This is a genomic window from Stenotrophomonas sp. 71799_Sma (assembly GCF_056482505.1).
Genome location: NZ_CM151202.1, coordinates 1,241,982 through 1,268,581, shown reverse-complemented (window position 1 = coordinate 1,268,581; position 26,600 = coordinate 1,241,982). Strand labels below are relative to the sequence as shown.

Sequence of the window (26,600 nt, the reverse complement as noted above, 5' to 3'; positions counted from 1 at the left end):
TTCAATCTGAATGGGCCCGCCTTCGCGCGGGCCCTTCTTTTTGCTGCAGTGCGGGTTGCATGCCCGACTGTAATTATGCCGTAATTACATCGACACCAATCGGAAGCCGGTCGATGAACCCGAGCTGGGATACGTTGGAACGCAGCCGCCAGGCCCGCCTGGAACGTGCCGCGCCGTGGGCCCGGGGACGTGAGGTCGCCGCCACCGACGTGGGCGAGCTGCTGCACGCACTGCTGGAGCCAGGCGACAAGGTCTGCCTGGAGGGCAACAACCAGAAACAGGCCGATTTCCTCGCCCAGGCCCTGGCCGACCTTGACCCGGCCCGGGTGCACGACCTGCACATGGTGCAGTCGGTGCTGTCTCTGCCGTCGCACCTGGATGTATTCGAGCGTGGCATCGCGTCGAAACTGGACTTCTCGTTCTCCGGCCCGCAATCGGTGCGGCTGGCCAACCTGGTGGCCGAAGGGCGCATCCAGATCGGTGCCATCCACACCTACCTGGAACTGTTCGGCCGCTACTTCATCGACCTCACGCCCCGCGTAGCGCTGGTCGCCGCGCAGGCCGCCGATCGCCACGGCAATCTCTACACCGGCCCGAACACCGAAGACACCCCGGTCATCGTCGAGGCCACCGCGTTCGGTGGCGGCATCGTCATCGCCCAGGTCAACGAGATCGTCGACACCCTGCCCCGCGTCGATATCCCTGCTGACTGGGTCAACTTCGTAGTGCAGGCCCCGAAGCCGAACCACATCGAGCCGCTGTTCACCCGCGACCCGGCGCAGATCTCCGAGATCCAGGTGCTGATGGCGATGATGGCGATCAAGGGCATCTACGCCGAGTACGGCGTGAACCGCCTCAACCATGGCATCGGCTTCGACACCGCGGCCATCGAGCTGCTGCTGCCGACCTACGCCGAATCGCTCGGGCTGAAGGGAAAGATCTGCCAGCACTGGGCGCTCAATCCACACCCCGCACTGATTCCGGCGATCGAATCGGGCTTCGTCAAATCGGTGCATTCGTTCGGTTCCGAACTGGGCATGGAGAAGTACATCGCCGCACGCAGCGATGTGTTCTTCACCGGTGCCGACGGCTCGATGCGCTCCAACCGCGCGTTCTCGCAGACCGCGGGCCTGTATGCGTGTGACATGTTCATCGGTTCCACCCTGCAGATCGACCTGCAGGGCAACAGCTCCACTGCCACCCGCGACCGCATCGCCGGCTTCGGTGGCGCACCGAACATGGGCTCCGATGCACGTGGCCGCCGCCATGCCAGCGAGGCCTGGATCAAGGCCGGCCAGCAGGCCGCACGCCCCGGTGAGATGCCGCGTGGCCGCAAGCTGGTGGTGCAGATGGTGGAAACCTTCCGCGAACACATGGCACCGGCCTTCGTCGATCGGCTGGACGCCTGGGAGCTGGCCGAGCGCGCGGACATGCCGCTGCCACCGGTGATGATCTATGGCGACGACGTCAGCCATGTACTGACCGAAGAAGGCATCGCCAACCTGCTGCTGTGCCGCACCCCTGAAGAGCGCGAACAGGCGATCCGCGGCGTGTCCGGCTATACCGCCGTGGGCATGGGGCGCGACCGCGCGATGGTGGAGAACCTGCGCGACCGCGGCGTGATCCGCCGTCCCGATGACCTCGGCATCTCCGTGCGCGATGCCAGCCGTGACCTGCTTGCGGCGCGTTCGGTGAAGGACCTGGTGCGCTGGTCCGGCGGACTGTACGACCCGCCCAAGCGCTTCCGCAACTGGTAAGGGGCTGAGCATGGAAACCCTCGACTATCGATTCGAAGGACACACGGCGGTGCAGTTTCCGCGCGATGCAGTGCTGGTCGGCGTACTGGCCTCGGGCAACCTGGAAATCCTGCTGGAACCGGCCGCACTGGACGGCGCGATGACGGTGCGCATCATCACCGCCGCGCAGGGCTTTGGCCGCGTCTGGGAGGCGGTGATCGGTGATTTCGCACAGCGCCATCCACTGCGCGATGTACGCGTCTCGATCAACGATGCCGGTGCGACCCCGGCGGTGGTCAGCCTGCGCCTGGACCAGGCAGTGGAAACCCTGCTTGCTGGAGATCCACGATGAGCCGGACGCAGCGCCACAGTTACTACGAAGCCGATGCACGCGAGCGCATCGCCGGCCTGGCCGACGCCGGCTCGTTCCGTGAATTCCTCGGCCCGGCGCGGCGGATGATGAGCCCGCACCTGGCACAGCTCGACCAGCCCGCGGCGTTCGACGACGGCATCGTTGTCGGCGAAGCCACACTGCGCGGCCGACGCGTGCTGCTGGCTGCACAGCAGGGTGAATTCATGGGCGGCGGTGTGGGCGAGGTGCACGGCGCCAAGTTGACCGGGCTGCTGCACCGTGCAGCGGAAACCCGACCTGACGGTGTGCTGCTGCTGCTCGATACCGGTGGCGTGCGCCTGCACGAAGCCAATGCAGGGCTCATCGCCATTTCCGAGATCATGCGCGCCACGCTGGATGCGCGCGCTGCAGGCGTGCCGGTGGTGGCGCTGATCGGCAGCGGCAACGGCGCATTCGGTGGCATGGGCATCGTCGCCCGCTGCTGCAGCACAGTAGTCATGTCCGAGGAAGGCCGGCTGTCACTGTCCGGGCCGGAAGTAATCGAGACCGTGCGTGGTGTGGAAGAGTTCGATTCCCGCGATCGTGCGCTGGTCTGGCGCGTAACGGGAGGCAAGCACCGCTACCTGATCGACCAGGCACAGGTGCTGGTGCCCGATGCCATCGAGGCGTTCGCGCAGGCTGCCAGCAATGCGCTGCAGCCCGATACCAGCAGCACCGATCCAGATACTGCACTGGCCGCGCTGCAGGAACGCCATGCGGCACTGAAGGCGCGCGTGCAGGCCTGGGGCGATTGCCGCGATGGCCTGGAGATCTGGGCGCGGCTGGGTATCACTGCCCCCGAGCGACTGCCGCTGCTCGACACCGATGCGTTCCTCATCGCCACCGCCGACCGGAGCCTGCCATGAGCATGCCGCTGCAGACCCTGCTCGATGCCCTGTTCCCGCATGGGCATGCCATTGCCGTGAACGATTCGGTGCTGACCGGCAGCGCCACCACCGAGGATGGCGAGGTGACCGTGATCGGTACCGCCGACAAACTCGAAGTCGGCGTGGACCACGCATTGGCACTGGCCGAAACCGTGCTTGCCAGCACCGCCGCGCTTCCACAGCGACCGATCGTGATGCTGGTGGACACCGCTGGCCAGCGCCTGGCGCGGCGCGACGAACTGCTTGGCATCAACGGCTGTTTCGCGCATCTGGCACAGACGCTGGATCTCGCGCGTCGACGTGGCGCGCGGCTTGTCACGCTGGTCTATGGTGAATCCGTCAGTGGCGGCTTCCTATCATTCGGCCTGATGGCCGACCACATCCACGCCCTGCCCGATGCACAGGTGCGGGTGATGGACCTGCGCGCGATGGCACGGGTGACCAAGCAACCGCTGGAGAAACTGCAGGCACTCAGCCAGAGCTCGCCGGTGTTCGCGCCGGGCGTGGAGAACTACGTGGCGATGGGTGCGGTGGAATCGCTGTGGGAGGGGGATCTTGCCCAGCACTTGCTGCAGGCGCTGCGCACGCCCGCCGAAGGCGACCTGCGTGCCGCACGCGGCGCACAGCGCGGCGGTCGTGCCCTGGCGGCAGGGGTTTCGACTGCGGTGGCCCACGGCGATGCCTGAGCGGCCCGCCCGCCACACGCTGGCCTGGCTGTCGGCCGATGCCGACTGGCGGGCTGACGTAACTGCACACGAACCGCGCCTGGCAGCATGGTTCGCACAGGGCCTGCCAGGCATGGTGGCACGCAGTGCGGCGGATGATCCCGACCCGCGGCTGCGCCTGGGGGTGCCGCTGCCGCCAAGCGAAGGCAAGCAACGGCTGGCGCTGCGCGTGGCCCTGCAGGACATCCAGCACCTGCAGCCTCCCCCTGCCCTGGATGAGATTCTCGCCGGCGGCGTTCCGGCTGATTGGCAGGCGGCACTGCAGGCAATGCTGCGGCTTGCACCGGCCCGCGTGTTCGGCGCCTTCGCCTGGCGGCACCTCAGCGGCCTACCCTATGTGCACCCGCGCTCGGACATCGACCTGCTGTGGCAGGTGGATGACGCGCGCCAGGCCGACCTGCTGGTCGAACGCCTGCAGCACTGGGAAAGCGCCTACGGGCATCGCGTGGATGGCGAACTGTGCCTGGTGGATGGTGGCGCGGTGAACTGGCGCGAATACGCCGGTCGCAGCCGCGAAGTACTGGTCAAACGCATTGATGGTGCCGCTCTGGAACTGCGCGAGGCCTTGTTCAACGCCACTGGAGTTGTCGCATGAACGCTGTCGTGAAGCGCGTCGCCCGGTCCACTCCGGCGGTGGACAGCGCGCGCCTGGGGCGCCTTGCCATCGCCAGCCTGCACGCCGAACTGACCCTTGCCCCCAAACCGGGACTGGTTACACCGTTCGATCGCGGCAGCCACCACGACATGGATGCCGGCACCTTCCTGCGCAGCCTGTTCGCGTTGCGCCACTATTTCATCGCCGTGGCCGACGCCGGTGCCGGCGCGGCGCCGTTCCAGACGCTGCGCCGGCATGGCATCGCCGCCGAGATATCGATGCTGAACGCCACTGCGGGCATCAACACCCATCGCGGTGCGATCTTCAGCCTTGGCCTGCTGGTGGCCGCGTCCGCTGCCTGCTGGGGCCGCGCGGGCCGTGTCGCCGCAGCCGAGCAGGTCTGCCAGGAAGTGCGCCGTTGGGCGCCCGAGCTCGCCGACGCGCCTCTGGATGCGAACAGCCCTGGCCAGCGCGCGCGTGCACGACACGGCGTGCAAGGTGTGCGCGAACAAGCGGCCGCCGGCTACCCGCTGCTGCGCGAAGTGGCACTGCCTGCCCTGCGCCACGCACTGGCCAGCGGCCTGCCACGCGAGGCCGCGATGTGCCAGACCCTGATGCAGCTGATCGCGTGCGTGGATGACCTCAACCTGCTGCACCGCGGCGGCGCCGACGGCCTGCGCTGGGCCCAGCGGCAGGCACGCACCTTCCTGGACGCCGGTGGCACGTTCGCGCCGGACTGGCAGGTACATCTGCGTCGCATCGGTGACGGCTTCGTCATGCGCCGGCTGAGCCCGGGCGGCAGCGCAGACCTGTTGGCCTGCAGCGTGTTCCTGCTGCAGCAGGAGCAGGCATGAGCCTGGCCCTGCTCTGCCCCGGCCAAGGCGCGCAGCACGCGGCGATGTTCGATCGCGTGCGCGATCTGGCTGCCGCGCGGCCGGTGCTCGATGCCACGAGCGAACTGCTTGGCCGCGATGTATTCGCCGCTGCGGCGGCCGACGACCGCTTCGACAATGTGCGGGCGCAACCACTGCTGTGCGCAGCAAGCCTGGCGCATTGGCAGGGCCTGCGCGAGGTATTGCCAACGCCGACGGTGATCGCGGGTTACAGCATCGGCGAGCTGGCCGCACATGCCATCGCCGGCGGCGTCGATGCGGCCACCTGCCTTGCCCTGGCTGCGCAGCGCGCGCTGTTGATGGACAGCGCCAGCCCCGCCGATGCAGGCCTGCAGGCAGTGCTTGGCCTGGAACGCCATGTACTGCAGCCGCTGTGCGATCTGCACGGAGCGCACGTGGCCATCGCCAACGGGCAGGACCATTTCATCGTGGGCGGCACGCACGCCTCATTGCAGCGGCTGGCCGATGCCGCGCGGCCGCAGGGTGCGGACATCCGTCCACTGCCGGTGCACGTGCCTGCACACACACCGTTGCTGACAGCGGCGGTCGCACCGTTCGCTGCCGCACTCGACGCCTCGCCACTGCAGGCCCCACGCCTGCCGCTGCTGGCCGGCATCGATGCGCGACCGGTGCGGGATCGCGCAACGGCAGTCCACACGCTGTCGGCGCAGCTCGTGCAGACCATCGAATGGGCGCAGGTGATGCGCCAGGCCTTCGAGCGTGGCGCGCGGGTATTCCTGCAGCTGGGCCCGGGCAACGCATTGGCGCGCATGGTCGCGCCGGCCTATCCGTGCTGCGAGGTGCGCGCGGTGGAAGAGTTCCAGAGCCTTGAAGGCGCCGCGGCGTGGGTCCGCAGCGCGCTGGAGCGGCTGCAGTAACGGGTTCGAGCAGTACGTATCACGCAACACGTAGTACGTCGCCTTACCCCGGGATGGCGGGTCTCCATCCGCGCTGTACGTGAGTCACGTGTCTGGGAGGGCGCATGAGTCCACAAATCGCAACGATCATCGGTCTGGTGATCATGTTCATCGTCGCCACCGCGATGCCGATCAACATGGGCGCCGTCGCCTTCGCGCTGGCCTTCATCATCGGCGGGCTGTGGGTCGACATGGGCGGCAAGGAGGTCCTGGCCGGCTTTCCCGGCGATCTGTTCCTGACCCTGGTCGGCATTACCTATCTGTTCGCCATCGCGCAGAAGAACGGCACCATCGACCTGCTGGTGCACTGGGCAGTGAAAGCCGTGCGCGGCCATATCGTGGCCATTCCGTGGGTAATGTTCGTGATCACCGCGGTCCTCACTGCGTTCGGTGCACTGGGCCCGGCGGCGGTCGCGATCATCGGCCCGGTCGCGCTGCGCTTTGCCAAGCAGTACAACATCAATCCACTGATGATGGGCCTGCTGGTCATCCATGGTGCGCAGGCGGGCGGCTTCTCGCCGATCAGCGTGTACGGCAGCATCACCAATGGCGTGGTGCAGAAAGCCGGGCTGGAAGTGACCGAGATGGCGGTGTTCCTGACCAGTCTGGGCTTCAACTTCATGATGGCGACGATCTGCTTCTTCGCCTTTGGTGGCATCGCCCTGCTGCGCCGTGGCTCGATCACCGCAGCAGGAACACTCGGCAATGCCGAGCTGGCGATGGCCGGTGGCCCGCAGGCGTCGTCGCGCCAGTTCGCGATCGAAGGTCATGGCGCACTGGTGGCCGCTGGTGGTGGCACCCTGTCCAATGATCCGGTGGCACTGGATGCGGTGAACCTGACCCGCGAGCGGTTGTTCACCCTGATCGGCCTGCTCGGCCTGGGCGTGGCCGCGCTGATCTACAACCTCAACGTCGGCCTGGTCTCGATCACCGTGGCGGTGGCGCTGGCGCTGTTGTCCCCGCAGAGCCAGAAGGGTGCGGTCGATGGCATCAGCTGGTCCACCGTGCTGCTGATCTGCGGCGTGGTGACCTACATCGGCGTGCTGGAACATGCCGGCGCGGTGGACTTCATCGGCAACGGTGTCTCCGACATCGGCATCCCGCTGCTCGGAGCGCTGCTGGTCTGCTATGTCGGCGGCATCGTCTCCGCATTCGCTTCGTCGGCAGCGGTACTCGGCGCGACGATTCCATTGGCGGTGCCATTCCTGATGCAGGGTCACCTCAGCGCCGCCGGCGTGATCTGCGCGCTGGCGGTGTCATCCACCATCGTCGATGTCAGCCCGTTCTCGACCAATGGCGCACTGGTGGTGGCCTCGGCCGCGAAGGAAGAGCGCGAGACCCTGTTCCGCCGTTTCCTGGTCTACAGCGGCCTGGTGGTTGCGCTCGGACCGCTGCTGGCCTGGCTGGTGTTCGTGGTGCCGGGCTGGATGTAACCGCCCAGCGGTAGTGCCGACCGCTGGCCGGCACTCTCATGAAGCCATCCAGCGATCATGGGTTGCCGGCCAGCGGCCGGCACTACCTGGCGGTACACTTCCACCATGGCCATTGCCCCTGCCCCGCGGTCACCGAAGAAGCGCGCACCTCTGTACGAAGAGGTGGCCGAACACGTGCGCGAGCGCATCTACGATTACCGGCTGCCGCCGGGAGAATGGATCGACGAGCCCGCGCTGTGCGAGGAACTGGGCATCAGCCGCACGCCGCTGCGCGAGGCGCTGAAGCTGCTGGCCGCCGAAGGCCTGGTGCAGATCGATGCGGGTCGTGGCAGCCGGGTCACGCGACTGACGCTGGAAGACCTCAACCAGCTGTTCCCGGTGATGGCGATGCTGGAAGGCCGCTGCGCGCATGAGGCGGTGAAGCACATCGACGATGCAGGCGTGCAGCAGTTGGAAGACCTGCATGCAGCGATGGAAACCGCGGCGGCCGAGGGCAACATCGCCGAGTACTACCGCAACAACTACCTGATCCACGAAACCGTGCAGCATTACGCGGGCAACCCGTGGCTGATCCGCATCACCCACGACCTGCACCGCATCCTGAAGATGCATCGTGGCCGTCAGCTGCTGACCCCGGGTCGCACCGCGCAGTCGCTGGCCGAACACCGCGAGCTGATGGAATGCTTCCGCCGCCGCGACGCGCAGGCTGCCGAACGCACCATGGAACGCCATCTGCTGAGCCAGGGCCAGGCACTGGCCGCCTATGTGGCGGCGGGCGGGCTGTTGAACGTGCCGGCGCCGTTGCCGACCGAAGGCGGCGGCTGAGCTGTTGGGGTTGCCGGCCAGCGGCCGGCACTACCGGCCGCAGCCAACCGCTGTTCTGTAGAGTCGAGCCATGCTCGACTGCCTTTCGATCAGGCACCGCGGCGTTGGAGCGAAGTGCAGTCGAGCATGGCTCGACTCTACAGAGACCTCAATCGCTGCAGCTGCCACCACCACCGTCACCGCTGCCGCCGTCGCTTCCACAGTCGGAGCTGCTGTAGCTGTGATGACTGTGGCTGTCCCCGGAATAGCCACCGGAGAAATCGGCGGGCCCACCGCCACTGCCATCGCTCCGCGCGGGTGAGCCATCGGCCGTGGCCACTGCCATGCACAGGATCGCGCCGACCAGCGGCAGCAGCCAGACCAGCAGCAACTGCACTGTCCGGCCACCCGCCGACAGGCCATCGCGCCTGACGATCACCACGGTAGCCACCACGTTCAGGCCCAGCACCAGCAGGACCAGCAGAAGGGCAACGATCAGCATTCGGCGGTTCCGTGCCTGGACTGGGGGCATTATGGCCTGCCTCCCCGGCAATGGCCCTGCCTGTCATGAAGATGGGACAATGTAGGGCGCGCCGGCCTGCCCCGTGGCCGCCGGCGCCCCCCGCACCACACGGAAGAAGAAGAACAACAACATGCTGAAAGTCATTTTCGATACCGACCCGGGCGTCGACGACGCCCTGGCCCTGCTGTACCTGCACAAGCACGCCCAGATCGACCTGATCGGCGTCACCACCACCTTCGGCAACGCCTCGGTGGAGTCGACCACCCACAACGCGCTGTACCTGAAGCAGGCCTGGGGCTTTGCCGCTCCGGTCGCGCGCGGTGCCGGCGGCCCGCTGCAGCCGGAAGCCACCCCGGAAGCCTGGCCGGTGCACATCCATGGCCACAACGGCCTGGGCAACCACCCGGTGCCGGCCAGCCTGGACGTGGCCGCCGATGCGCGCCCGGCCCATCAGCTGATCATCGACCTGGTCCGCGCCCATCCGGGCGAGGTGACCCTGGTCGCGGTCGGCCGCATGACCAACCTGGCCCTGGCCCTGCAGCAGGCCCCGGACATCGCCGGCCTGGTGCGCGGCGTGGTGATCATGGGTGGCGCTTTCCACGTCAACGGCAACATCACCCCTGCCGCCGAGGCCAACATCTGGGGCGATGCCGAAGCCGCCGACGTGGTGTTCACCGCCAGCTGGCCGGTTACTGCGATCGGTCTGGACGTGACCACCCGCGTGGAAATGGACCGTGACGGCCTGGACAAGCTGGCTGCCATCGGCGGTGCCGACGCCGAGCTGGTGCGTGCGCTGTCGCAGGATTATGTGGACTTCTACCTGCAGGCCGGCCACAAGGGCATGGTCGTGCACGACTGCTGCGCGTGCATCGCGCTGACCCGCCCGGAGCTGTTCCAGTTCGAGCGCGCCAGCGTGCGCGTGGCCACCGACGGTGTCGCCCGCGGCATGACCATTCCCAAGCCGGAAGGCCTGGCGTTCGGTCCCAGCGTGTGGGATGGCCACGTGGTGCAGTCGATTGCCATCGGCGTGGATGCGGCCGCGGTACTGGCCGACATCGAGCAGACCCTGAAGGTCTGACCCGCTAGCGCCTGGCCCTGCCCGGGACCGTCTCGGGCAGGGTCCACAGCACCGGCAGCACCAGCACCGCCACCAGCGCGATCATCGCGCCCGGTGCCGCTGCCCAGCCGCTGCGCTCCACCCACCATTGCGCCAGCCATGGCGTTGCCCCGCCGAAGAAGGCGGTGGCCATGGTCACCCCCAGTGCCAACCCGCTGACCCGGCCCTCGCCCGGGAACTGCTCGGCCGTAGCCGGGGCCGCGACCGCGCTCACGCCACCGGCCACGCAGGCCAGCAGCACCGCCGCCAGCGCGATGCCCAGCGCCGTCGCCTCCGCCATCCACGCGAACAGGGACAACGGCAGCAGCGCCGCCAGCAGAGTCAGACCCAGCAGCATCGGGCGTCGCCCGACGCGGTCGGACAATGCGCCGCACAGCGGCGTGATCGCAATGACCGCCACTGCCGCAATCGTCGACAGCCACAGTGCATCACCTTCGTCATGACCCTGCGCATGCAGGAATGCCGGCACATAGGTGATGCCGACGTAATAAGTGATCGATCCCAGCGCCGAGATCGCAAACGTGCGCGCTACTGCCAGCGGGTGGTTACGCAATACGTGGCGAAGCGGCGTAGCCGGAATACTGCCCTCGCGACGCTGGCGTTCGAACTCCGGCGATTCGTGCATGCCCGAGCGCGCAACCAGGATCACCAGTGCCAGCGCGGCACCGAAGAAGAACGGAATGCGCCAGCCCCAGCTGTCCAGCTGCGCCGTGGGCAGCAGCGCAACCGTAAGCGCCGAGATCGCCACCGCCAGCAGCGCGCCCACCTCGCTGGCCGCCGATGCCAGCGAGGTCACCAGGCCGCGTCGCCGTGCTGGTGCGCTTTCCAGCAGGTACGCCACCACGCCGGTGTACTCACCGCCCACCGAAAATGCCATCACGCAGCGCAGTACCAGCAGCAGCACGCCCGCCGTAGTGCCCGCCGTGGCCGCTGTCGGCAGCAGCGCGGTGGCCAGCATCGCCGCTGCCATCAAGGCCATCGATGCCAGCAGCATCCAACGCCGGCCCAGCCGGTCCCCCAGGTGGCCGAAGCACAGTGCGCCCAGCGGACGCATCAGGTAGGACACCGCGAAGCCGGCCAGGGTGACCAGCAGCGCCTGTTCGCCGCCGCCGAAGAACACCCGCGACAACACCGTCGCGAAGTACAGGTACAGGGTGAAGTCGTACCACTCCACCACCGTGGACAGGCCCGCCACCCACATCGAGCGCTGCCGCGCCACGGTCATTGCGTATTCGCCTTCAACAGCCTCGATCCCGGATGTACAGGTTCCGCGCAGCGTGGCATGGACGGGGTGAAATGCCGGTCATCAGCTATCCACTGCCTGCATGTACTGGGTTTCATGGCCGGTGAAACGCTCACCGTCAAAGCCGAAACAGAAGCGCCCTTCCTCGAACACGCGGTACACCAGCAACGTGCCATCGAGGCAGAACTGCTGCTGGTCCACGCCCGTTTCCAGTGTCCCGTATCCGGTTGCATCACCGCCCTTCCCCGCCGGCCCGGTGAAGGCATCGAACGGCAGTGGCGTCGCCCTGCCCGTGCGGGTATCGACCAGCATCAGCGTGCGCTGGAAGTACTCTGGACGATCATCGACCTGTACCAGCAGGTAGTGCTGGTTGAAATTGGGCTCCTGGTGCTGGAGCGCATCGTCGATGGCTGCGCGGTGCCGCGCATCGCAGAAGTCGACCGGGCTGTAGCGGTAGCTGCAACCGTCGTGGTCGTAGGGCAGGTTCATGCCCGAGTAGCTGACGCCTGCCTGGCTGCCCACGTCGTCTCCCGGTTCCGGCGTGCTGCACAGCAGCCACGAACGCTGCGCATCCTCGGGGTCGGCCAGCAGCTTCGGCTCTCGGCCCTCCTCGTAAGCCGCACCACCCGGGAAGTCCTGGCCGAAACGCTGGCGGACGATGGGACGTGCCTTCTCCAGCGGCAGGCCGATCTTCACGCCACGGAACGAGACGAAGGTCATCGTCGGCAGGATCACCTCCTCCACCGGCAGCCCCTTCCACTGCCCCTGCACGCAGAACGTGGCGATCTCGCTCTCTTCGTCCACCTTGCAGGGTTTCGGCGCATTCGCGGCCAGCCAGGGATGTGCCGGGCGATCGGTCTGAACGTCGATGTACCAGCCGTCCAGCGCGCAGCTCGGCAGCGCATCGAGCAGCGGAGAGAGGTCTTCTGCCATGGCTGGGGCGGCAAGCGGTGTGCCCGCTGCGGGTGCTCCGGTCGGCGCATCCGTTGTGCGCTGGCATGCCGCCAGCGCGAGCAGACCAACCAGCAGCGCGACGTGGCGCGGACGCCGGATTGAATGATGCGCTCCCTGCATTGCGTGTTTCCTGGTTTCAGAACCCAGTGCAGATGATCGCCGATCCGGGGCCGGCTGGGACGCTGGGTGCTGCGCGACCTCCACGCATGGCGTGGAGCTACCCGGTGTGCTGGCTTGCCGCCCTGTAAGCGGCGTAGGCATCGAGGATCTTCTGCATCCGGGCCTGCTGCTTCACACCCATCGGTGCCCGTTGCACACGCTTCAGCAGCGTCTTCCACATATATCCGGAACGGAAGAAGTAGGGCCGCACCTCAAGGAAGGTCAGCACGACATCCACCGTATTCGGATCCTGCTCAGCCAGTTGCTTCAGTGCATTGGCGTAGCCACCCGGGAACGCGAGCTGTTCATAGCGCTGGTTGTATTCCGCGCAGGCTGCTGTGTGCCGCTGCATTTCTTCCGGGCCACGCCAGCGCGCGCCAGCGGCTTCGCGGATGGCTTGGCGCAGCCGATTGATCTCGTCCGCATTGGCGCGGATCAGACGTTCCATGGGTGCGCGGGGATGGGACATGGTTCCTTCCCTGTGGTTTGTCAGGGGTCACGGGGCGCGGCGCAGGGTGATCAGGGTGATCTCCGAAGGAACGCCGATGCGTGCCGGGAAACCGGCCCACAGGCCAGCACCATTGCTCACGTACAGTGTCATACCATCCACCTCGTAACGCCCGGACACATAACCGCCATTGGCGCGCTTCACCAGCTGGTCCATGCCGATGATCTGGCCGCCATGTGTATGCCCGGACAGCTGCAGCTTCACCCCGCGTGCGGCAGCCTCGCGCGCATTGCGCGGGCGATGGTCGAGCAGGATCACCGGCGCGCCCGGATCAGCACCGGCAAGCGCGGCCTCCAGATCCGGCAGAGGCAGGCCATAGCGCGCCGCCACCGGGTCGGTGACGCCGGCAATGGTCAGCGCCGCATCGCCCCGTCGTACCTGCAGGTGGCTGTTCTCCAGCACCTGCATGTGCAGCGCGCGAAACGCCTGCATCCACTCCTGGTACTGCGCGTAGTACTCGTGGTTGCCGGTGATGGCGATGACACCATCCGGTGCATGCAGGTCGGCCAGTGGCCGCGCGTCGTCGCGGCGGGCCTCGACGCTGCCATCGATCAGATCGCCGGTAATCACGATCAGGTCCGGCTTCAGCGCATTGCTCTCCTCCACCACCCTGCGCACCCAGTCGCCGGTCAGCAGGCGACTGGCATGGATGTCGGTCAGCTGCAGCACGCGATAGCCATCGAACGCGGCAGGCAAGCCGGCAATGCTCACCTCGATCTGCCGGGGCTTGGGTACCGCCATGCCCTGGCTGACGCCATAACCGCTCACGAGCAGGGCCAGCAGACCTGCCGTCGGCCGCAGCTTCGGCGCGCGCAGGACCGATACAGTACGCGGCCAGCGCAGCAGGTGCGACAGCAGCAGGCCGGCGTCCAGCACCAGCATCACCAGCGCCAGCAGCAACACGGCGGTGGAGCCGGTGGCCAGCGTGGCGATGGCCAGCTTCGGTATCTCCGGCGAGGCCATCGTGCCCCAGAAGGTGGCTACGATGCGCAGCTGCACGGCAACGCCCACCAGCAGCAGCGACAGCACGACCTTCATCCAGATGGGCATGCGCAGTGGCCAGAACAGGCGCCAGGCCACGTACAGGCCCATCAACAAACCGATCGTACTCAGCACTGCAACCATCCGGGAAAGAAAGCGGGCCCGCCATGGTGACGGTTGCCGGCAGTGTTGTGTAGAGCCGAGCCCATACCCGGCTGCTCAGGAAGCAGTCGAGCATGGCTCGACTCTACAGAGGGCCAGTCGGGCATGGCTCGACTCTACAGAGGGCCAGTCGAGCAGGCTCGACTCTACGAAAGCCCGATGCGTTCCACCCGCAGGCGGGCGATGCGACGCTTCTCCATTGCCAGTACGGTGATGCGTACATCCGCAATCTCCACCGTGTCACCGATGTCCGGCAGGCGCCCCAGACGCTCCAGCACCAGACCGGAGATGGTCATGTAGTCGGCACTGCGTGGCAGCGAGACGCCGGCCAGGCGCTGCAGGTCGTCCAGGGTCAGCGCACCGTCGGCCTCCCACTGGTTCTCGCCCTGCGCCTCCACGCCATAGCGCTCGTCCTGGGTGTCGACCAGGTCACCGGCAATGGCCGCCAGCAGGTCGTTGGCGGTCACCAGGCCTTCCACACTGCCGTACTCGTCCACCGCTACCGCCAACGGCACCGGGTGCTGGCGGATCAGTTCCAGCGCCTGCAGTGCGCTGGCGCTGGACAGCACGTACTGCGGCTCGCGCAGGTTGCCCTCCAGCTGCAGCGGCCTGCCCTGCAGCAGGTCGGCCAGAAGGTCGCGGCTCTGCACCACGCCGCGCAGGCTGTCCAGGTCGCCATCACCCACCAGCAGGCGGGTGTGCGGCGATGCTATCAGGCGCGCCACCACGTCCTCCTGCCCACGTGCCAGGTCGATCCACTGCACGTCGGCACGCACGGTCATCACGCTCGACACCGGCCGATCGGCCAGGCCCAGCACGCTGCGGATCATCTCGTGCTCGGCCGGCTGCAACCGCTCTTCCGCATCGACGTGTTCGTCAGCGTTTTCGTCGTCGTGGCCATTGGCCGGGCGCGCGCCCAGCATGCGCAGCACGGCGTCGGCGGTACGCTGGCGGAACGGCTGGCGGCGCTCGTTGCGCTCACGATTGAAGCGCACCCACTGGTTGAAGGCTTCAACCAGGATCGAGAAGGCGATCGCCGCGTACAGATAACCCTTCGGGATCTTGTAGCCCAGGCCTTCGGCCACCAGGCTGAAACCGATCATCAACAGGAAGCCCAGGCACAGCACGACCACCGTAGGATGCTTGTTGACGAAACGGGTCAGCGGCTTGCTGGCCACCAGCATCAGCACCATCGCGATGGTCACCGCGGCATACATCACGCCCAGGTTGTCGACCATACCAACTGCGGTGATCACCGAGTCCAGCGAGAACACCGCATCGAGCACCACGATCTGTGCCACCACCATCGCGAAGCTGGCGTAGACCTTCTTGCCATCCTCGTGATGCTCGCGGCCCTCCAACCGCTCGTGCAGTTCCATCGTGCCCTTGAACAGCAGGAACAGACCACCGCCCAGCAGGATCAGGTCACGCCCGGAGAAGCTGTGGTCGAACAGCGTGAGCAGCGGTTCGGTCAACTTCATGATCCATGCCAGCGCGGCCAGCAGCACCAGCCGCATCAGCAGGGCCAGCGCCAGGCCGATCACCCGCGCGCGGTCACGCTGGTGCGGCGGCAGTTTGTCGGCCAGGATCGCGATGAACACCAGATTGTCGATGCCGAGAACGATCTCCAGCACGACCAGGGTTGCAAGGCCCATCCATATCGAGGGGTCAGCCAACCATTCCATTTCAGGTCCGTTTCGTCAGTAGGTAAGGGAAAAGGGGAAACACTCAGTCAGCCTCCTGCGCCTGCGCCGGGTCATGCCCGAGCAGGTCACCGGGCGTGCACTGCAGCTCACGGCAGATCGCATCAAGTGTGGAAAAGCGGATGGCGCGCGCCTTGCCGGTTTTGAGGATCGACAGGTTGGCCAGGGTGATGTCGATGCGCCCGGCCAGCTCGGACAGGGTCATGCCCCGTTCCTGCAGCATGCGGTCCAGGGTGATGACAATCGCCATCAGATGACACCGTCGAGGTCATCGCGCATTGCCGCACCCACGACAAACACGCGTGCCAGCACGAACAGCATCAGCACCGCGACCAGGCCGGTGATCGACATGCCGCCGCCCACCTCCATCCAGGTGAAGTCCGGGCCCATCCAGGCGGCGTAGGCGCCGATCAGGATCGACAGCACCTCCATCGACAGCATCAGCCAGGCCATGCGCTGCAGGCGCTGTGCATTGGCGTGGGTGAACGGCCGCTCGCGCGCCGCCGACTTCAACAGCCGCAGCAGGTGGCGCAGGAACATCAGGCACAGCACCAGCAGCGCGACGATCGCGCCCAGGCCCAGGCAGAAATGCAGGAACAGGCCGCTGCCATGCACGGCAGCGGCATCAGCGTCGTGGATGCTGTCGAGCAGCCAGCTGCGGTCGTGGGCGACCAGCGGCACGGCCAGCAGTGCGGCCAGGATGCCCAGCCAGCACATCGCCCGCACCGCCTGTACGGCGGCCTGGGCCAGGGTGAACAAGCCTCGCGCGGGTCTGGCGCGGGCGGGACGAGCGGTCAAGCGGCCTCCGGCATTGGGGTGGCCTCGCCGCCCCGGGTGAATTTATCGATAAACGATATACCACTTGCCGCGTGAAAGGCTGAATCGCGAGCGTGGGCCCTTCAGGGCCCAGGCGCGCCCTGCGCCAGCATCGCTTCGCCCGGGGCCGCCGAGGCCATCGCCTGCACGCCGGCTTCGGCCGCCTGCCGTGTGACCAGGCGGAATCGCACCTGCAGCTTGCCCTGCCCCGGCGTGGCCCAGCCGTACTGGATGGCCACCTGATCGGCCGACAGCGGCCCACGCCCTGGCAGCGACCGCACCTGCAACGGCTTCGGTGCGGCCTGCACCAACCGGGCGAATCCCTTCTGCACGACCGCCGCGTCGGCCTTTTCGGCGTAGACAGTACACGTGCCATCGTCAGCCCAGCTCACCGCATAGCGGCCACTGGCCAGAGGCACCATCCAGGCCACGCCCGATTGCCCCTGCAACAGCGTCGCGGCTTCGGCGGGCTGCAACGGCGACAGCCCATTGGATTCCATCAGCGACTGCAACCGCGCCGGGGCACCGATGTGCTGCATGCAGGCGGTGTCGAACAGCTCGCTGAAGGGATCCTGCGCAGGGGCCTTGGCCTTTGCAGTACGCGCGGGTTGCGCCACCGCCAGGGTGGGCAGCAGGGCCAAAGCCAGCCAGAACACAGGACGCATCGGAATTCCACGCTACGGAAAACAGCAGGGAGGATGGCAAAGCCCGGGCGCCACGCGCAACGGGTCATGGCTTGACATGCGTAGATGACGCCCCCGGGTGCACCGATGATGCCGGCCAGCGGCCGGCACTACCGGGTGCTGTAGCGGTAGACCAGATCATCCGCATCGCTGCGCACGGCGTTCGCATCCAGCACCCCGCCCAGGCGCCGCGCGACGGCCTGCGATGCCAGGTTGTCCGGCGCCATGTAGCTGACCAACGTCGGCAGCCGCACAACCACGAATGCCCAATCGCGTAGTGCACCGGCCGCTTCAGTGGCAAAGCCCTGCCCTTCATGGCCGTCGTACAGCAGCCAGCCCAGTTCCTTTTCCGGGAACAACGGACCGTGGTTGATACCGACCTGGCCGATGCAGGCACCACTGTCGCCGCGCTCGATCATCAGCGCACCGTGGCCGAACAGCTGCCAGCTGGCCAGGTCGTGGCAGAACTGCCCCCACGCGGCGACCTCACCAAACGGACCGCCCATGCCGCACGCACGCGGCGACGCCAGGAATGCGGCGTAGACCTCGAAGTCATCGAGCCGTTGCGGGCGAAGCCGCAAGCGTTCGGTGTAAAGCGTGGGAATCTCGAGCATACCGTCGCGCGACCTCAATACACCGCCAGGTGGCCACAACCGCGGCGCTGTGGCTGCCCTTCCATCGTCACCTGCACGCTGGCCAGGGTGTCCACACCTTCGGCAGTGCGGCACGACTCACGCTTGATCTCGACGATGGCGGGCTGCTGGCCAAGCTCGCCGTTGAGCACGATCAGCGAGCTCGGTGCATCGGCCGGCTGCCCCGGATAGCGCAGCGTGCCCTTGAGGGTACGGCCGTCAGCGCTGAGGCTGGCATCGTGGTTGCCCTGGCCGGTGGAGGCGATCTCAATGCTCCAACCCGCACCGCCGCCGGTGAAAGCCGGCACCGGGCTCAGGTCGGCGGCAACCGAGGGGTGGCGTGGCGCATCCGCAGCGGTCTGCGACGAAGTGGAGGTACAGCCGGCCAGCATCCCGGCCAGCAGCGCTGCAGCAACGACGGGGCGAACGGTCATGATGCGCTCCTGCCAAATGGTCGAAGGTCCAGTCTAGGCGGCCATGCGTGCGCCAGCGATGAACATGATGTTTCAGCGTGGAATGCGCCCACCACCGGCGACCCGCACGCGGTCGCGGCCCTGCGCCTTGGCCTGGTACATGGCCGCATCGGCGGCACGCAGCAGGGTCCGCCAGCCCAAGGCGTCGGTAGCACCGCGGGCCACGCCGAAGCTGGCGGTCACCCGCAGCACGGTACCGCCGGCCACCACGATGTCCAGCTGCTGCAGCGCAAGCCGCAGCGATTCGGCCAGCTGTCGGCCAGCGGCCAGGTCACCGTCGGCCAGCAGCACCAGGAACTCCTCGCCACCATAGCGGGAAATGCTGTCGCTGCGGCGAAGATGGCGCTGCAGCAGTTGCGCCACCTGTACCAGCACTTCATCACCCGCATCGTGGCCATGACCATCATTGATCGATTTGAAGCGATCAACGTCCAGCAGGATCACCACTGCGCTCATCCGCCCCTCGTCGTGGCGCTGCTGCACCAGTTCCTCCAGCGCGCGACGGTTCAGCAGTCCGGTCAATTCATCGGTGCCGGCCAGCTGGCGCAGCTCGCTGGTCAGCGCCGAGCGTTCGCGCGACTTCTCGCGCAGCACTTCAATCGCATCGAACAGGCGCTGCATCTCGGCCAGCGGATGGGTGACATGCTGCTCGGGCCCCGGCGCTTCGGAGGCAATCTGGATCACCTGCCGTTGTGCCTGCAGCAGAGGCCGCAGGATCTGCAGATGCGCGATACGCAGCGCCACACCCAGTACCACCAGGGTTCCCAGCGCGGTGGCCAGAAGTACCGCCAGCCGCGTGGCCTCCCGGTTGCGGGTGTGCTCGAACCTGGCGATGGACACACTCAGGTAACCGTCACGCAGCGCCTCAAGCGACTGCAGGGTCGGCACGTAGCGCGTGGTGAACTCGGCAGCGGTCCACGGCGGCGGCAGGCCACGCCGTCCGTCGTCGATCAGCTGTTCGATCATCGGCAGTGACTCGCCGAAGAACTGCCGGCGCGCCATATCCCAATGCCAGGACAGCGTCGGATCACTGCGGAACACCGACTCGTGGCTGCCGGCCAGCCGCCACAGTTCCAGCAGGCGGCCCTCGGTCTGCAGCGCCGCGCGCACCTGTTCGTTGCGCCAGGCACCGGGTACCGCCACCGGCGCCATCACGTTGGAGGCCAGACGCCCGCCGTGCTCGCGCAGGTCGATCAGCACCTGGCCCTGCATGGCTGGAATCGCCGCTTCGCGGTCGGCCCTGACCAGTACGTTGATCTGTGCCGAGGTCAGCAGGTGCAGGCGGTCGACCACGGCAAACATGCCGCTGATCGCGCGCTCCACGTCTTCGACGCGTCGTGCGTCGCGCGGCTGCGCTGCCACCCGGTCCACGCCCGCGCGTGCCGACTGCAGGCGACGTTGCGCGTCCGCCAGCATCCCATGCTCATCCACCACGCCCGGATCAGCCGTGAACACGGCATCCAGCTGCTGCAGCGCGGTGTCCACACGCCTGCGCACCACCGCCAGCTGCAGCGTAAGCCGCGCATGCTCGCTGGCATCGGCCGGGTCGGCACCGAGCAGGCTGTTGGCCGGGCCGCGTTCGGCCGAGACCAGGTTGGCCAGGTCGAAGGTCTGGCGCAGCTGGCGCAGGCTGACCAGGTTGTCCTCGGCAGCGCTGTAGCGCAGCGTGCCCTGGACCAGCGCGATGGCCATCAACGGCAGCGTACAGACCACGAACGACCCCGCCAGGATCCAGACCCAGGTCCGCAGTCCGATGGGCGATGCCTTGCCGGCCATGCAAATTTCCCCTGAAGTGCGGATCACTGTAGCCGCCGGTCCCGGCAGCGCCAAGCCAGTGCCGCGCGAACCGTGACCATGGGTATACCGCAGCCACCGCGAACGCGCCGGCAAGGTCTCACCCCGCGCCGGGCTGGGGCGAATGCGTCACACCCTGCCGTACTAGATCCAGCGCTGGTCGACCAGTTCGCGCTTCACGTAGGCGTAGAACACCGGCGCCGCCACCAGGCCGGGCAGGCCGAACGCCGCTTCCATCACCAGCATCGCCAACAGCAGCTCCCAGGCGCGGGCCTGGATTTCGCCGCCAACGATGCGCGCATTGAGGAAGTACTCCAGCTTGTGGATCACGATCAGGTACAGCAGCGCCGCCACGGCCACGTAGAACGAGACCGACAGCGCGACGATGGTGATGATGGTGTTGGAAATGATGTTGCCCACCACCGGCAGCAGGCCGGCGATGAAGGTGATCAGTACCAGGGTCTTGGACAGTGGCAGGTGCACGCCGAACAACGGCAGCACGCCCAGCAGGAAGATGGCGGTGAACACGGTGTTGAGCAGCGAGATCTTCACCTGCGCGAACACCACCTGGCGGAACGCAGTGGCCAGGCGGCTGGTGCGGCCGATCAGCTCCTGCGCCAGCGGGCCCATCTTCGGCAGCGGCAGTTCGTCATACAGCGCGATCATCGCGCCCAGCACCATACCGATCAGTACGCGTACGCCCACCTGCACCACCGAGGTACCGGCCACGCCCAGCTGGCGCTGATGCTCGGCGGCCCAGTCGTTCAGTGCCGTGCGCAGCGCCGGCATGTCCTCGGGGATGTACGGCTGCAGCAGCGCCGGCACCTGGTGCCGCGACGAATTGAGGATCTCCATCAGCCGCGCCAGCAATGCGTCCGGTCCACCGGTCTCGTTGCGGAAAAATGACGCCACGCCGATCCCGGCCAGCACCAGCGCGCTGATGATCACCGCTGACAGCACGATCACCGCGATCGCCCGCGCCCGGCCTGGCGGCAGCTTGCCCTCCACGGTGGAGGCCAGCAGGTGGGTCAGCTGGAACACCAGCAGGCCCGACAGCAGGGTCACCACCAGGCCCAGCTTCAACGCCAGCCACATGCCCAGCAGCATCATCAGCCAGGCCGCGATCCTCGGGACGGGGGGCTTGGGCTGGGCAACGAGGGCGTCTTGCATGGGCGGCACGTCCGGGCAGGGTGGCCCATGGTAGAGGATTGGCGGCGATGATTCCGGGTGCAGGATGAACAGGCAACACACGCGGATTCCGCCGCCCCTTCTCCGTCCATCGGCACGTCCGCAATCACGCCCGGATCACACCCGGTCCAGTGCCAGATACCGCGCCGTGCGCACGATCGTCTCACGCTCGCCGAAGCTGGCCAGCTCGCCGGCAACACGCCCGCTGTCGCCAGTCGCTGCGATCTCCTGCAGGGTGCGCTGCATGGCCCGGATCGCAGCGCGCTGCAGGTCCGAGGGAATGATCACCAGCCGGTAATCGAGTTCGGCCAGCCGCGCCACGGGCACCAGCGGCGTCTTGCCGCTGTGGAACATGTTGATCAGCTTCGGCCCGGGAACCTGCTGCGAAATCACCTCGATCTGCTCCAGCGTTTCCGGTGCCTCGACGAAGATCATGTCCGCGCCCGCGTCCACATAGGCCTGCGCCCGTTCGATCGCCGCATCCAGGCCTTCGCAGGCGATGGCGTCGGTACGCGCGATGATCATCAGCTCCGGGTCGATCCGCGACTGGCAGGCGACACGGATCTTCGTGCACATCTCGCCCGCGTCGACCAGCGTCTTGTCATCCAGGTGTCCGCAGCGCTTGGGGAAGGCCTGGTCCTCGATATGCAGGGCGGCAACCCCTGCCCTTTCGAACGCGCGCACCGTGCGTTCAACATTCGCGGTGCCGCCGAAGCCGGTGTCAGCGTCGGCGATCACCGGCAGATCGCAGGCATCGACGATCCGTTCAACCTGCGCAAGCACTTCGCTGAGGCCGAGCAGGCCGATGTCCGGCACGCCGGCCGAACGCGCGATGGCGCCGCCGCTGGCATAGACCGCATCGAAGCCGGCCAGCTCCACCAGGCGTGCCGACAATCCATCGAATGCACCTGGCGCAATCACGCTGCCCTGGCGGAGCAGATCGCGCAGCCGACGTGTCTTTTTCATGGGGTCTCCCTTGTCGTTGGACATCTGCCGTGGGATACCGATGATGTTGCCGCCAGCGGCGACCGTCCAATACCGTGTTCGTACAGCACCAGAACGTTTGAGGTTCCAATGGAACTGCGGCACCTGCGCTACTTCGTCATGACTGCCCAGCTGCAGAGCTTCACCAAGGCCGCCGAGGCCCTGCATATCGCCCAGCCGCCGCTCGGGCAGCAGATCCGCGCCCTGGAGGAAGAGATCGGCACACCGCTGTTCCACCGGCAGGGACGCGGCATCGTGCTCAGCGATGCTGGCCAGGTATTCTGGAGAGCCGCGGAGGACATCCTCGCGCGCGTCGACCAGGCCAAGGAGGAGGCGTTGCGCGCCGCACGCGGCGAGGTCGGTACGTTGACATTGGGGCTGACCGAATCGGCGACCTACAACGAGGCGGTCACCGCGCTGATGCGCAGCTTCCAGCGGGCACATCCGGCGGTGCAGGTGCAGCTGGTCGAAGATGGCAGTGAATCGCTGGTCCGGCGCCTCGATGATGGCGAGCTCGATGCAGTGATCGTGCGCCCGCCGTTTTCCGATACCGGTGAACGGATGACACAGCAACTCAGTGCCGAGCCACTGGTGGCAGTACTGCCGGCCGATCACCCGTTGGCGTGCCGGACAAGCATCGCGCTGGCCGAGCTGCGCGACGAGCGCTTCATCCTGTTCTCGCGGAAATCGGGTCAGGGCCTGAGTGCAGACGTCGTCGCTGCCTGCCGCAGCCAGGGCTTTGCGCCTACCATCCAGCAGGAAGCGCCGCAGGTGGCTTCAGCGATCAACCTTGCGGCTGCCGGCCTGGGTATCGCCATCGTGCCGGCCTCGATGCAGAGCATGCACCGCAGCGGCCTGGCTTTTGTTGCGCTGGAACTGGGCATGCCGACCACTACGCTGCAGTTGGCGGTGCACTGCAAGCCTCCGGCAACGGCCGCCCAGCTGCTGGCCTGCGCCAGAGACCTGGCAACACCTCATTCGCCATAGCTGGCGTTGTTCTTGCCCTGGCGCTTGGCGTGGTACAGCGCGCGGTCGGCCAGTGCCAGCCAGTCCTCGACGCTGCCACCGCGCGGCGTCGCCGCGATTCCGATGCTGACGCTGAACTCGATGCCCGGGGTTGCCTGCCGTGCTGCCTCCAGAAGTTGCAGCCGAACCCGCTCTGCCACATGCATCGCATCGACGGGCGCACAGTCCTGCAGCAGCACGACGAACTCGTCGCCTCCCAGCCGCGCAGGGGTATCGCCAGGCCGGGCGAAGGCGCGCAAGGTGGAGGCGATATGGCGCAGCACTTCGTCCCCGGCGCGATGACCGTGCGAGTCATTGATGCGCTTGAAGTCATCCACATCAAGCATCAGCAGGCAGGCAAAACCACCCTGTCCCTGCGCCTTGTCCAGTGCCTGCTGCGCACGGACGATCAGGAAGCCGCGGTTGGCCAGCTCCACCAGCGGGTCCATGCGGCTCAGCCGCTTCAACTGGCGGTTCTGCGATTTCACCCGCCGCGCCAGCTGCCAGCTGAGGATGCTGAGGCCGATGCCGTAGACGAACAGGAACGGCACGCTGAGCACGATCGTGCGCTGCGATGACACCGGCTGGTAAGGAAACCCGAGCCCCCACCAGGTGAGCGCGAATCCCGCTACCAGTGCCAGTGTGGCCCGTACCGCCAGCTTCACCCCACCGGCGGCGATCTTGTCGGCGACCAGCAGCGCGGCGAACAACGCACTGGGTACCACGCTGAGCCCCATGAAGGCGATCCAGCCACCGCCAAAGAAGGAATCAACCACCATGCAACGGAACTGGACCACCGCAGGCTGCCGTGAGCGCTGGGTCAGCACCAGCGCGAGCGCCGGCCAGGCCAGCGCGTTGAGCAGCAGCAACACCCAGGCCCACGGGCCGTCCTGACGTTCAAGAATGATCGAGGCGATGGGAATCGCGCCCAGCCCATTGCCCACGAAGCGCATCCAGCCGATGCGACGTGCCGCGCCTATGCCTTCGACCGCGACTTCCGTCGAGTCCGTCAAGAACGGCATTGCCGACCCCCTTGCGCGATCGCACGCCCTTGCCGGGCGGCCTGTGGTGAGTCTGACAGCTCTGCGTCAATTCGGGATCAAGGATTCACGGCGGTTACCCTGCCTCACCCACGCCTGGGTGGCGCCGTTGAACCCCGCAGCATCAGGCTGAAATCCAGCGTCTGCTGCAGCGGCACATCCATGTGCTCGATGATGGCAAGCAGCAGGTTGACCGCGCGCTCACCGATCTCCCGCATCGGTTGCCGGATGGTGGTCAACGGCGGCGTGAGGTAGCGGGAAGATGCCAGATCATCGAAGCCGACGATGGACAGGTCCTCCGGCACGCGGATGCCCAGATCGCGGCAGGCCGCCAGGGTGCCCAGCGCCATCTGATCGCTGAAACAGAAGATCGCCGTTGGCGCAGACATGCCGTCCAGCAGCGCCATGGCAGCCGCGTGGCCGGATTCCACCGAAAAGTCACCCGGCACGATGTTCAGCTGGCGCAGGCGTCCACGCGCCTTGCCAGCCGCCCGCACCCCTTCCAGCCGTTGCTGGTGCAGCGGATTGTCCGGCGGTCCGCCGACCACGGCGATCCGCTCGTGTCCCAGCCCATACAGATGTTCCATCACCACGCGCGCGGCCGCGGCGTTATCGATATGGACGCTGGGAATGCCCAGTGCGGGGTCGAACTCGCAGCCGTTGATCACCGGCGCGGCGGCACCGCGCTGCTGGACGATCTCGCGCGCCGTGGGCGGCAGGCGGTGCCCCAGCACGATCATGCCGTCGGCCTCGTTGCGCCGGAGCATCTGCGCATAGCGCTCCTCGCGGTCGGGTTGATGCTGGGTATCGCCGAGCAGAACCGCATAGCCGACCGCCTGTGCGGCGTCCTCCGCCCCCTGCAGGATCTGCGCGAAGAACGGATTTGCGATGTCCGGGACGGTGACCAGGATCTTGCCGCTGCGCTGGGTCTTGAGCGTGCGGGCCACCGTGTTGGGCACATAGCCCAGTGCGGCGGCGGCCAGCTCGATGCGCGCGCGGGTAGCCGGCAGCACTTTGTCCGGCCGGGAAAGCGCCCGCGACACCGTGCCTGCGGAGACGCCGACGTGCTTCGCGATGTCGTAGATGGTGGCCATGGCGTTAGTTCTCCTGTCTGCTGTGCAGTGCACAACAGGTCCTGCGTGAGCCCCTGCTAGGATAATGCAATCGATTGCATCGAGGGCGAATCACGTTGAAGACGCTCAAGGGTCCAGCGCTGTTCCTGGCGCAGTTCATCGGCGACACGGCTCCTTTTGATCGGCTGGACACGCTGGCCGGATGGGCCGCGGGTCTGGGCTATTCTGGCGTACAAGTCCCCACCAGCGCGCCCCACCTGTTCGATCTGGCCGAGGCCGCGCGCAGCCAGGCGTACTGCGACGACGTCGCCGGCATGCTGGCCGGTCATGGCGTGCAGATCACCGAGCTGTCCACCCATCTGCAGGGGCAGCTGGTCGCGGTGCATCCGGCCTACGACAGCCTGTTCGACGGATTCGCGCCGGCGGACAAGCGCGGCGATCCGGCTGCCCGCCTGGCTTGGGCAGTCGAGCAGCTTCTGCTGGCCGCCAAAGCCAGTCAGCGCCTGGGGCTGACCGCGCATGCCACGTTCTCCGGCGCATTGGCCTGGCCCTATTTCTATCCCTGGCCGCAGCGTCCACCGGGACTGGTGGAAGAAGCCTTCGCCGAACTCGGCCGCCGCTGGCGCCCGATCCTCGATGCCTTCGATGCCTGCGGCGTGGATCTCTGCTTCGAGATCCACCCAGGTGAGGACCTGCACGATGGCGCGACCTTCGAACGCTTCCTCGACGTGGTGGATCATCACCCCCGCGCCAAGATCCTGTACGACCCCAGCCACCTGCTGCTGCAGCAGATGGACTACCTGGGCTTCATTGACCGCTACCACGCGCGCATCGGCATCTTCCACGTCAAGGACGCCGAGTATCGCGCCAGCGCGAGCAGCGGCGTGTATGGCGGCTACCAGGACTGGATCGATCGTCCGGGCCGGTTCCGTTCGCCCGGTGATGGCCAGATCGACTTCAAGGCGATCTTCTCCAAGTTCGCCCAGTACGACTTCCCCGGATGGGCGGTACTGGAATGGGAGTGCTGCCTGAAGCACCCGGAGGACGGCGCACGCGAAGGTGCCGCCTTCATCCGCGACCACATCATCCGGGTGACCGAGCGCGCCTTCGATGACTTTGCCGACAGTGGCACGGACGCCGCATCACTGCACCACATGCTGGGAATCTGAGCCATTACCGCC

At 67.0% G+C, this 26,600-nt stretch carries 28 protein-coding genes; 12 read left to right on the top strand and 16 right to left on the bottom strand.

Annotated elements, in window-relative coordinates; translation table 11 throughout:
- The first annotated feature begins 113 nt into the window (after positions 1-113).
- The 9 genes from mdcA (at position 114) to ACZK4Z_RS05845 (ending at position 8,402) form a co-directional block, all read left to right on the top strand.
- Positions 114-1,757: a malonate decarboxylase subunit alpha gene (gene mdcA / locus ACZK4Z_RS05885; protein ID WP_125893753.1), complete on the top strand. Its 1,644-nt coding sequence runs from the start codon at positions 114-116 to the stop codon at positions 1,755-1,757.
- A gap of 10 nt (positions 1,758-1,767) precedes the next feature.
- The gene (gene mdcC, locus ACZK4Z_RS05880; RefSeq protein WP_049398883.1) at positions 1,768-2,088 is read left to right on the top strand and encodes a malonate decarboxylase acyl carrier protein; all 321 of its coding nucleotides are present in this window, start codon (positions 1,768-1,770) and stop codon (positions 2,086-2,088) included.
- Positions 2,085-2,993, top strand: a complete 909-nt coding sequence (locus ACZK4Z_RS05875) for a biotin-independent malonate decarboxylase subunit beta (RefSeq protein WP_049422772.1) — start codon at positions 2,085-2,087, stop codon at positions 2,991-2,993. Before mdcC ends, ACZK4Z_RS05875 begins: the two co-directional genes overlap by 4 nt.
- 2 nt (positions 2,994-2,995) lie before the next feature.
- Entirely contained in the window at positions 2,996-3,700 is a 705-nt protein-coding gene (gene mdcE / locus ACZK4Z_RS05870) for a biotin-independent malonate decarboxylase subunit gamma (protein ID WP_125893798.1), read from the top strand.
- Positions 3,693-4,334 (top strand): malonate decarboxylase holo-[acyl-carrier-protein] synthase, encoded by a 642-nt coding sequence (mdcG, locus tag ACZK4Z_RS05865; RefSeq protein WP_125893751.1) that lies wholly within the window; start codon positions 3,693-3,695, stop codon positions 4,332-4,334. Before mdcE ends, mdcG begins: the two co-directional genes overlap by 8 nt.
- Complete coding sequence (gene mdcB, locus ACZK4Z_RS05860) at positions 4,331-5,188, top strand: triphosphoribosyl-dephospho-CoA synthase MdcB (protein WP_185749950.1); 858 nt, start codon at positions 4,331-4,333, stop codon at positions 5,186-5,188. Before mdcG ends, mdcB begins: the two co-directional genes overlap by 4 nt.
- Positions 5,185-6,105 (top strand): malonate decarboxylase subunit epsilon, encoded by a 921-nt coding sequence (gene mdcH, locus ACZK4Z_RS05855; protein WP_125893749.1) that lies wholly within the window; start codon positions 5,185-5,187, stop codon positions 6,103-6,105. The genes mdcB and mdcH overlap by 4 nt, the downstream gene beginning before the upstream one ends.
- A 104-nt stretch (positions 6,106-6,209) precedes the next feature.
- Positions 6,210-7,577, top strand: coding sequence for an SLC13 family permease (locus ACZK4Z_RS05850; RefSeq protein ID WP_032127621.1), 1,368 nt, complete (start codon positions 6,210-6,212; stop codon positions 7,575-7,577).
- A gap of 105 nt (positions 7,578-7,682) precedes the next feature.
- Complete coding sequence (locus ACZK4Z_RS05845; protein WP_057499721.1) at positions 7,683-8,402, top strand: GntR family transcriptional regulator; 720 nt, start codon at positions 7,683-7,685, stop codon at positions 8,400-8,402.
- Between the two features lie 148 nt (positions 8,403-8,550).
- Here ACZK4Z_RS05845 and ACZK4Z_RS05840 read toward each other — a convergent pair whose 3' ends face one another.
- Positions 8,551-8,883: a hypothetical protein gene (locus tag ACZK4Z_RS05840; RefSeq protein WP_125893745.1), complete on the bottom strand. Its 333-nt coding sequence runs from the start codon at positions 8,881-8,883 to the stop codon at positions 8,551-8,553.
- Positions 8,884-9,034: 151 nt separating this feature from the next.
- On the opposite strand from ACZK4Z_RS05840, the gene ACZK4Z_RS05835 reads away from it, so the two are divergent.
- Positions 9,035-9,982, top strand: a complete 948-nt coding sequence (locus tag ACZK4Z_RS05835) for a nucleoside hydrolase (RefSeq protein ID WP_004147861.1) — start codon at positions 9,035-9,037, stop codon at positions 9,980-9,982.
- A gap of 4 nt (positions 9,983-9,986) precedes the next feature.
- On the opposite strand, the gene ACZK4Z_RS05830 is transcribed toward ACZK4Z_RS05835, so the two are convergent.
- From ACZK4Z_RS05830 to ACZK4Z_RS05770, 13 genes are all read right to left on the bottom strand, one after another.
- The gene (locus ACZK4Z_RS05830; RefSeq protein WP_125893743.1) at positions 9,987-11,246 is read right to left on the bottom strand and encodes an MFS transporter; all 1,260 of its coding nucleotides are present in this window, start codon (positions 11,244-11,246) and stop codon (positions 9,987-9,989) included.
- 81 nt (positions 11,247-11,327) lie between these two features.
- Positions 11,328-12,338 (bottom strand): hypothetical protein, encoded by a 1,011-nt coding sequence (locus ACZK4Z_RS05825; RefSeq protein ID WP_125893741.1) that lies wholly within the window; start codon positions 12,336-12,338, stop codon positions 11,328-11,330.
- Between the two features lie 97 nt (positions 12,339-12,435).
- Complete coding sequence (locus ACZK4Z_RS05820) at positions 12,436-12,846, bottom strand: hypothetical protein (protein WP_125893739.1); 411 nt, start codon at positions 12,844-12,846, stop codon at positions 12,436-12,438.
- A 27-nt stretch (positions 12,847-12,873) separates the two neighbouring features.
- Positions 12,874-14,010 carry a metallophosphoesterase gene (locus ACZK4Z_RS05815; protein ID WP_125893737.1) on the bottom strand — a complete coding sequence of 379 codons (1,137 nt, stop codon included), beginning with the start codon at positions 14,008-14,010 and terminating at the stop codon, positions 12,874-12,876.
- A 164-nt stretch (positions 14,011-14,174) separates the two neighbouring features.
- The gene (locus ACZK4Z_RS05810) at positions 14,175-15,713 is read right to left on the bottom strand and encodes a TerC family protein (RefSeq protein ID WP_125893735.1); all 1,539 of its coding nucleotides are present in this window, start codon (positions 15,711-15,713) and stop codon (positions 14,175-14,177) included.
- Between the two features lie 43 nt (positions 15,714-15,756).
- Positions 15,757-15,981 carry a helix-turn-helix domain-containing protein gene (locus ACZK4Z_RS05805; RefSeq protein WP_032127628.1) on the bottom strand — a complete coding sequence of 75 codons (225 nt, stop codon included), beginning with the start codon at positions 15,979-15,981 and terminating at the stop codon, positions 15,757-15,759.
- Positions 15,981-16,448, bottom strand: coding sequence for a DUF2975 domain-containing protein (locus ACZK4Z_RS05800; RefSeq protein WP_125893794.1), 468 nt, complete (start codon positions 16,446-16,448; stop codon positions 15,981-15,983). The genes ACZK4Z_RS05805 and ACZK4Z_RS05800 overlap by 1 nt, the downstream gene beginning before the upstream one ends.
- 182 nt (positions 16,449-16,630) lie before the next feature.
- Positions 16,631-17,212 (bottom strand): NMCC_0638 family (lipo)protein, encoded by a 582-nt coding sequence (locus ACZK4Z_RS05795; protein WP_049398870.1) that lies wholly within the window; start codon positions 17,210-17,212, stop codon positions 16,631-16,633.
- Positions 17,213-17,340: 128 nt separating this feature from the next.
- Entirely contained in the window at positions 17,341-17,844 is a 504-nt protein-coding gene (locus ACZK4Z_RS05790) for a GNAT family N-acetyltransferase (protein ID WP_125893733.1), read from the bottom strand.
- Between the two features lie 14 nt (positions 17,845-17,858).
- Complete coding sequence (locus ACZK4Z_RS05785; protein WP_125893731.1) at positions 17,859-18,296, bottom strand: hypothetical protein; 438 nt, start codon at positions 18,294-18,296, stop codon at positions 17,859-17,861.
- Positions 18,297-18,368: 72 nt separating this feature from the next.
- Positions 18,369-20,111 carry a GGDEF domain-containing protein gene (locus ACZK4Z_RS05780; RefSeq protein ID WP_032127635.1) on the bottom strand — a complete coding sequence of 581 codons (1,743 nt, stop codon included), beginning with the start codon at positions 20,109-20,111 and terminating at the stop codon, positions 18,369-18,371.
- A gap of 162 nt (positions 20,112-20,273) precedes the next feature.
- On the bottom strand, positions 20,274-21,299 hold the full coding sequence (locus ACZK4Z_RS05775) for an AI-2E family transporter (RefSeq protein WP_012510371.1): 1,026 nt from the start codon (positions 21,297-21,299) through the stop codon (positions 20,274-20,276).
- A 135-nt stretch (positions 21,300-21,434) separates the two neighbouring features.
- Complete coding sequence (locus ACZK4Z_RS05770; RefSeq protein ID WP_125893729.1) at positions 21,435-22,283, bottom strand: isocitrate lyase/PEP mutase family protein; 849 nt, start codon at positions 22,281-22,283, stop codon at positions 21,435-21,437.
- A 108-nt stretch (positions 22,284-22,391) separates the two neighbouring features.
- On the opposite strand from ACZK4Z_RS05770, the gene ACZK4Z_RS05765 reads away from it, so the two are divergent.
- The gene (locus ACZK4Z_RS05765) at positions 22,392-23,288 is read left to right on the top strand and encodes a LysR family transcriptional regulator (RefSeq protein WP_125893727.1); all 897 of its coding nucleotides are present in this window, start codon (positions 22,392-22,394) and stop codon (positions 23,286-23,288) included.
- Here the strand turns inward: ACZK4Z_RS05765 and ACZK4Z_RS05760 are convergent.
- Together ACZK4Z_RS05760 and ACZK4Z_RS05755 are read right to left on the bottom strand one after the other, a co-directional pair.
- A complete protein-coding gene (locus tag ACZK4Z_RS05760; protein WP_032127639.1) occupies positions 23,276-24,328 on the bottom strand; it encodes a sensor domain-containing diguanylate cyclase in 1,053 nt (350 codons plus the stop codon). The two genes, ACZK4Z_RS05765 and ACZK4Z_RS05760, sit on opposite strands and share 13 nt — an antisense overlap.
- A 104-nt stretch (positions 24,329-24,432) precedes the next feature.
- A complete protein-coding gene (locus ACZK4Z_RS05755) occupies positions 24,433-25,440 on the bottom strand; it encodes a LacI family DNA-binding transcriptional regulator (RefSeq protein WP_125893725.1) in 1,008 nt (335 codons plus the stop codon).
- A gap of 95 nt (positions 25,441-25,535) precedes the next feature.
- Here ACZK4Z_RS05755 and ACZK4Z_RS05750 point away from each other — a divergent pair, with 95 nt between their 5' ends.
- On the top strand, positions 25,536-26,588 hold the full coding sequence (locus ACZK4Z_RS05750) for a sugar phosphate isomerase/epimerase family protein (RefSeq protein ID WP_125893723.1): 1,053 nt from the start codon (positions 25,536-25,538) through the stop codon (positions 26,586-26,588).
- The last annotated feature ends 12 nt before the right edge of the window (positions 26,589-26,600 follow it).

Coding starts and splice junctions, on each gene's coding strand:
- mdcA (WP_125893753.1), top strand. CDS start 114: ATGAACCCGAGCTGGGATACGTTGGAACGCAGCCGCCAGGCCCGCCTG.
- mdcC (WP_049398883.1), top strand. CDS start 1,768: ATGGAAACCCTCGACTATCGATTCGAAGGACACACGGCGGTGCAGTTT.
- ACZK4Z_RS05875 (WP_049422772.1), top strand. CDS start 2,085: ATGAGCCGGACGCAGCGCCACAGTTACTACGAAGCCGATGCACGCGAG.
- mdcE (WP_125893798.1), top strand. CDS start 2,996: ATGCCGCTGCAGACCCTGCTCGATGCCCTGTTCCCGCATGGGCATGCC.
- mdcG (WP_125893751.1), top strand. CDS start 3,693: ATGCCTGAGCGGCCCGCCCGCCACACGCTGGCCTGGCTGTCGGCCGAT.
- mdcB (WP_185749950.1), top strand. CDS start 4,331: ATGAACGCTGTCGTGAAGCGCGTCGCCCGGTCCACTCCGGCGGTGGAC.
- mdcH (WP_125893749.1), top strand. CDS start 5,185: ATGAGCCTGGCCCTGCTCTGCCCCGGCCAAGGCGCGCAGCACGCGGCG.
- ACZK4Z_RS05850 (WP_032127621.1), top strand. CDS start 6,210: ATGAGTCCACAAATCGCAACGATCATCGGTCTGGTGATCATGTTCATC.
- ACZK4Z_RS05845 (WP_057499721.1), top strand. CDS start 7,683: ATGGCCATTGCCCCTGCCCCGCGGTCACCGAAGAAGCGCGCACCTCTG.
- ACZK4Z_RS05840 (WP_125893745.1), bottom strand. CDS start 8,883: ATGCTGATCGTTGCCCTTCTGCTGGTCCTGCTGGTGCTGGGCCTGAAC.
- ACZK4Z_RS05835 (WP_004147861.1), top strand. CDS start 9,035: ATGCTGAAAGTCATTTTCGATACCGACCCGGGCGTCGACGACGCCCTG.
- ACZK4Z_RS05830 (WP_125893743.1), bottom strand. CDS start 11,246: ATGACCGTGGCGCGGCAGCGCTCGATGTGGGTGGCGGGCCTGTCCACG.
- ACZK4Z_RS05825 (WP_125893741.1), bottom strand. CDS start 12,338: ATGCAGGGAGCGCATCATTCAATCCGGCGTCCGCGCCACGTCGCGCTG.
- ACZK4Z_RS05820 (WP_125893739.1), bottom strand. CDS start 12,846: ATGTCCCATCCCCGCGCACCCATGGAACGTCTGATCCGCGCCAATGCG.
- ACZK4Z_RS05815 (WP_125893737.1), bottom strand. CDS start 14,010: ATGGTTGCAGTGCTGAGTACGATCGGTTTGTTGATGGGCCTGTACGTG.
- ACZK4Z_RS05810 (WP_125893735.1), bottom strand. CDS start 15,713: ATGGAATGGTTGGCTGACCCCTCGATATGGATGGGCCTTGCAACCCTG.
- ACZK4Z_RS05805 (WP_032127628.1), bottom strand. CDS start 15,981: ATGGCGATTGTCATCACCCTGGACCGCATGCTGCAGGAACGGGGCATG.
- ACZK4Z_RS05800 (WP_125893794.1), bottom strand. CDS start 16,448: ATGTGCTGGCTGGGCATCCTGGCCGCACTGCTGGCCGTGCCGCTGGTC.
- ACZK4Z_RS05795 (WP_049398870.1), bottom strand. CDS start 17,212: ATGCGTCCTGTGTTCTGGCTGGCTTTGGCCCTGCTGCCCACCCTGGCG.
- ACZK4Z_RS05790 (WP_125893733.1), bottom strand. CDS start 17,844: ATGCTCGAGATTCCCACGCTTTACACCGAACGCTTGCGGCTTCGCCCG.
- ACZK4Z_RS05785 (WP_125893731.1), bottom strand. CDS start 18,296: ATGACCGTTCGCCCCGTCGTTGCTGCAGCGCTGCTGGCCGGGATGCTG.
- ACZK4Z_RS05780 (WP_032127635.1), bottom strand. CDS start 20,111: ATGGCCGGCAAGGCATCGCCCATCGGACTGCGGACCTGGGTCTGGATC.
- ACZK4Z_RS05775 (WP_012510371.1), bottom strand. CDS start 21,299: ATGCAAGACGCCCTCGTTGCCCAGCCCAAGCCCCCCGTCCCGAGGATC.
- ACZK4Z_RS05770 (WP_125893729.1), bottom strand. CDS start 22,283: ATGAAAAAGACACGTCGGCTGCGCGATCTGCTCCGCCAGGGCAGCGTG.
- ACZK4Z_RS05765 (WP_125893727.1), top strand. CDS start 22,392: ATGGAACTGCGGCACCTGCGCTACTTCGTCATGACTGCCCAGCTGCAG.
- ACZK4Z_RS05760 (WP_032127639.1), bottom strand. CDS start 24,328: ATGCCGTTCTTGACGGACTCGACGGAAGTCGCGGTCGAAGGCATAGGC.
- ACZK4Z_RS05755 (WP_125893725.1), bottom strand. CDS start 25,440: ATGGCCACCATCTACGACATCGCGAAGCACGTCGGCGTCTCCGCAGGC.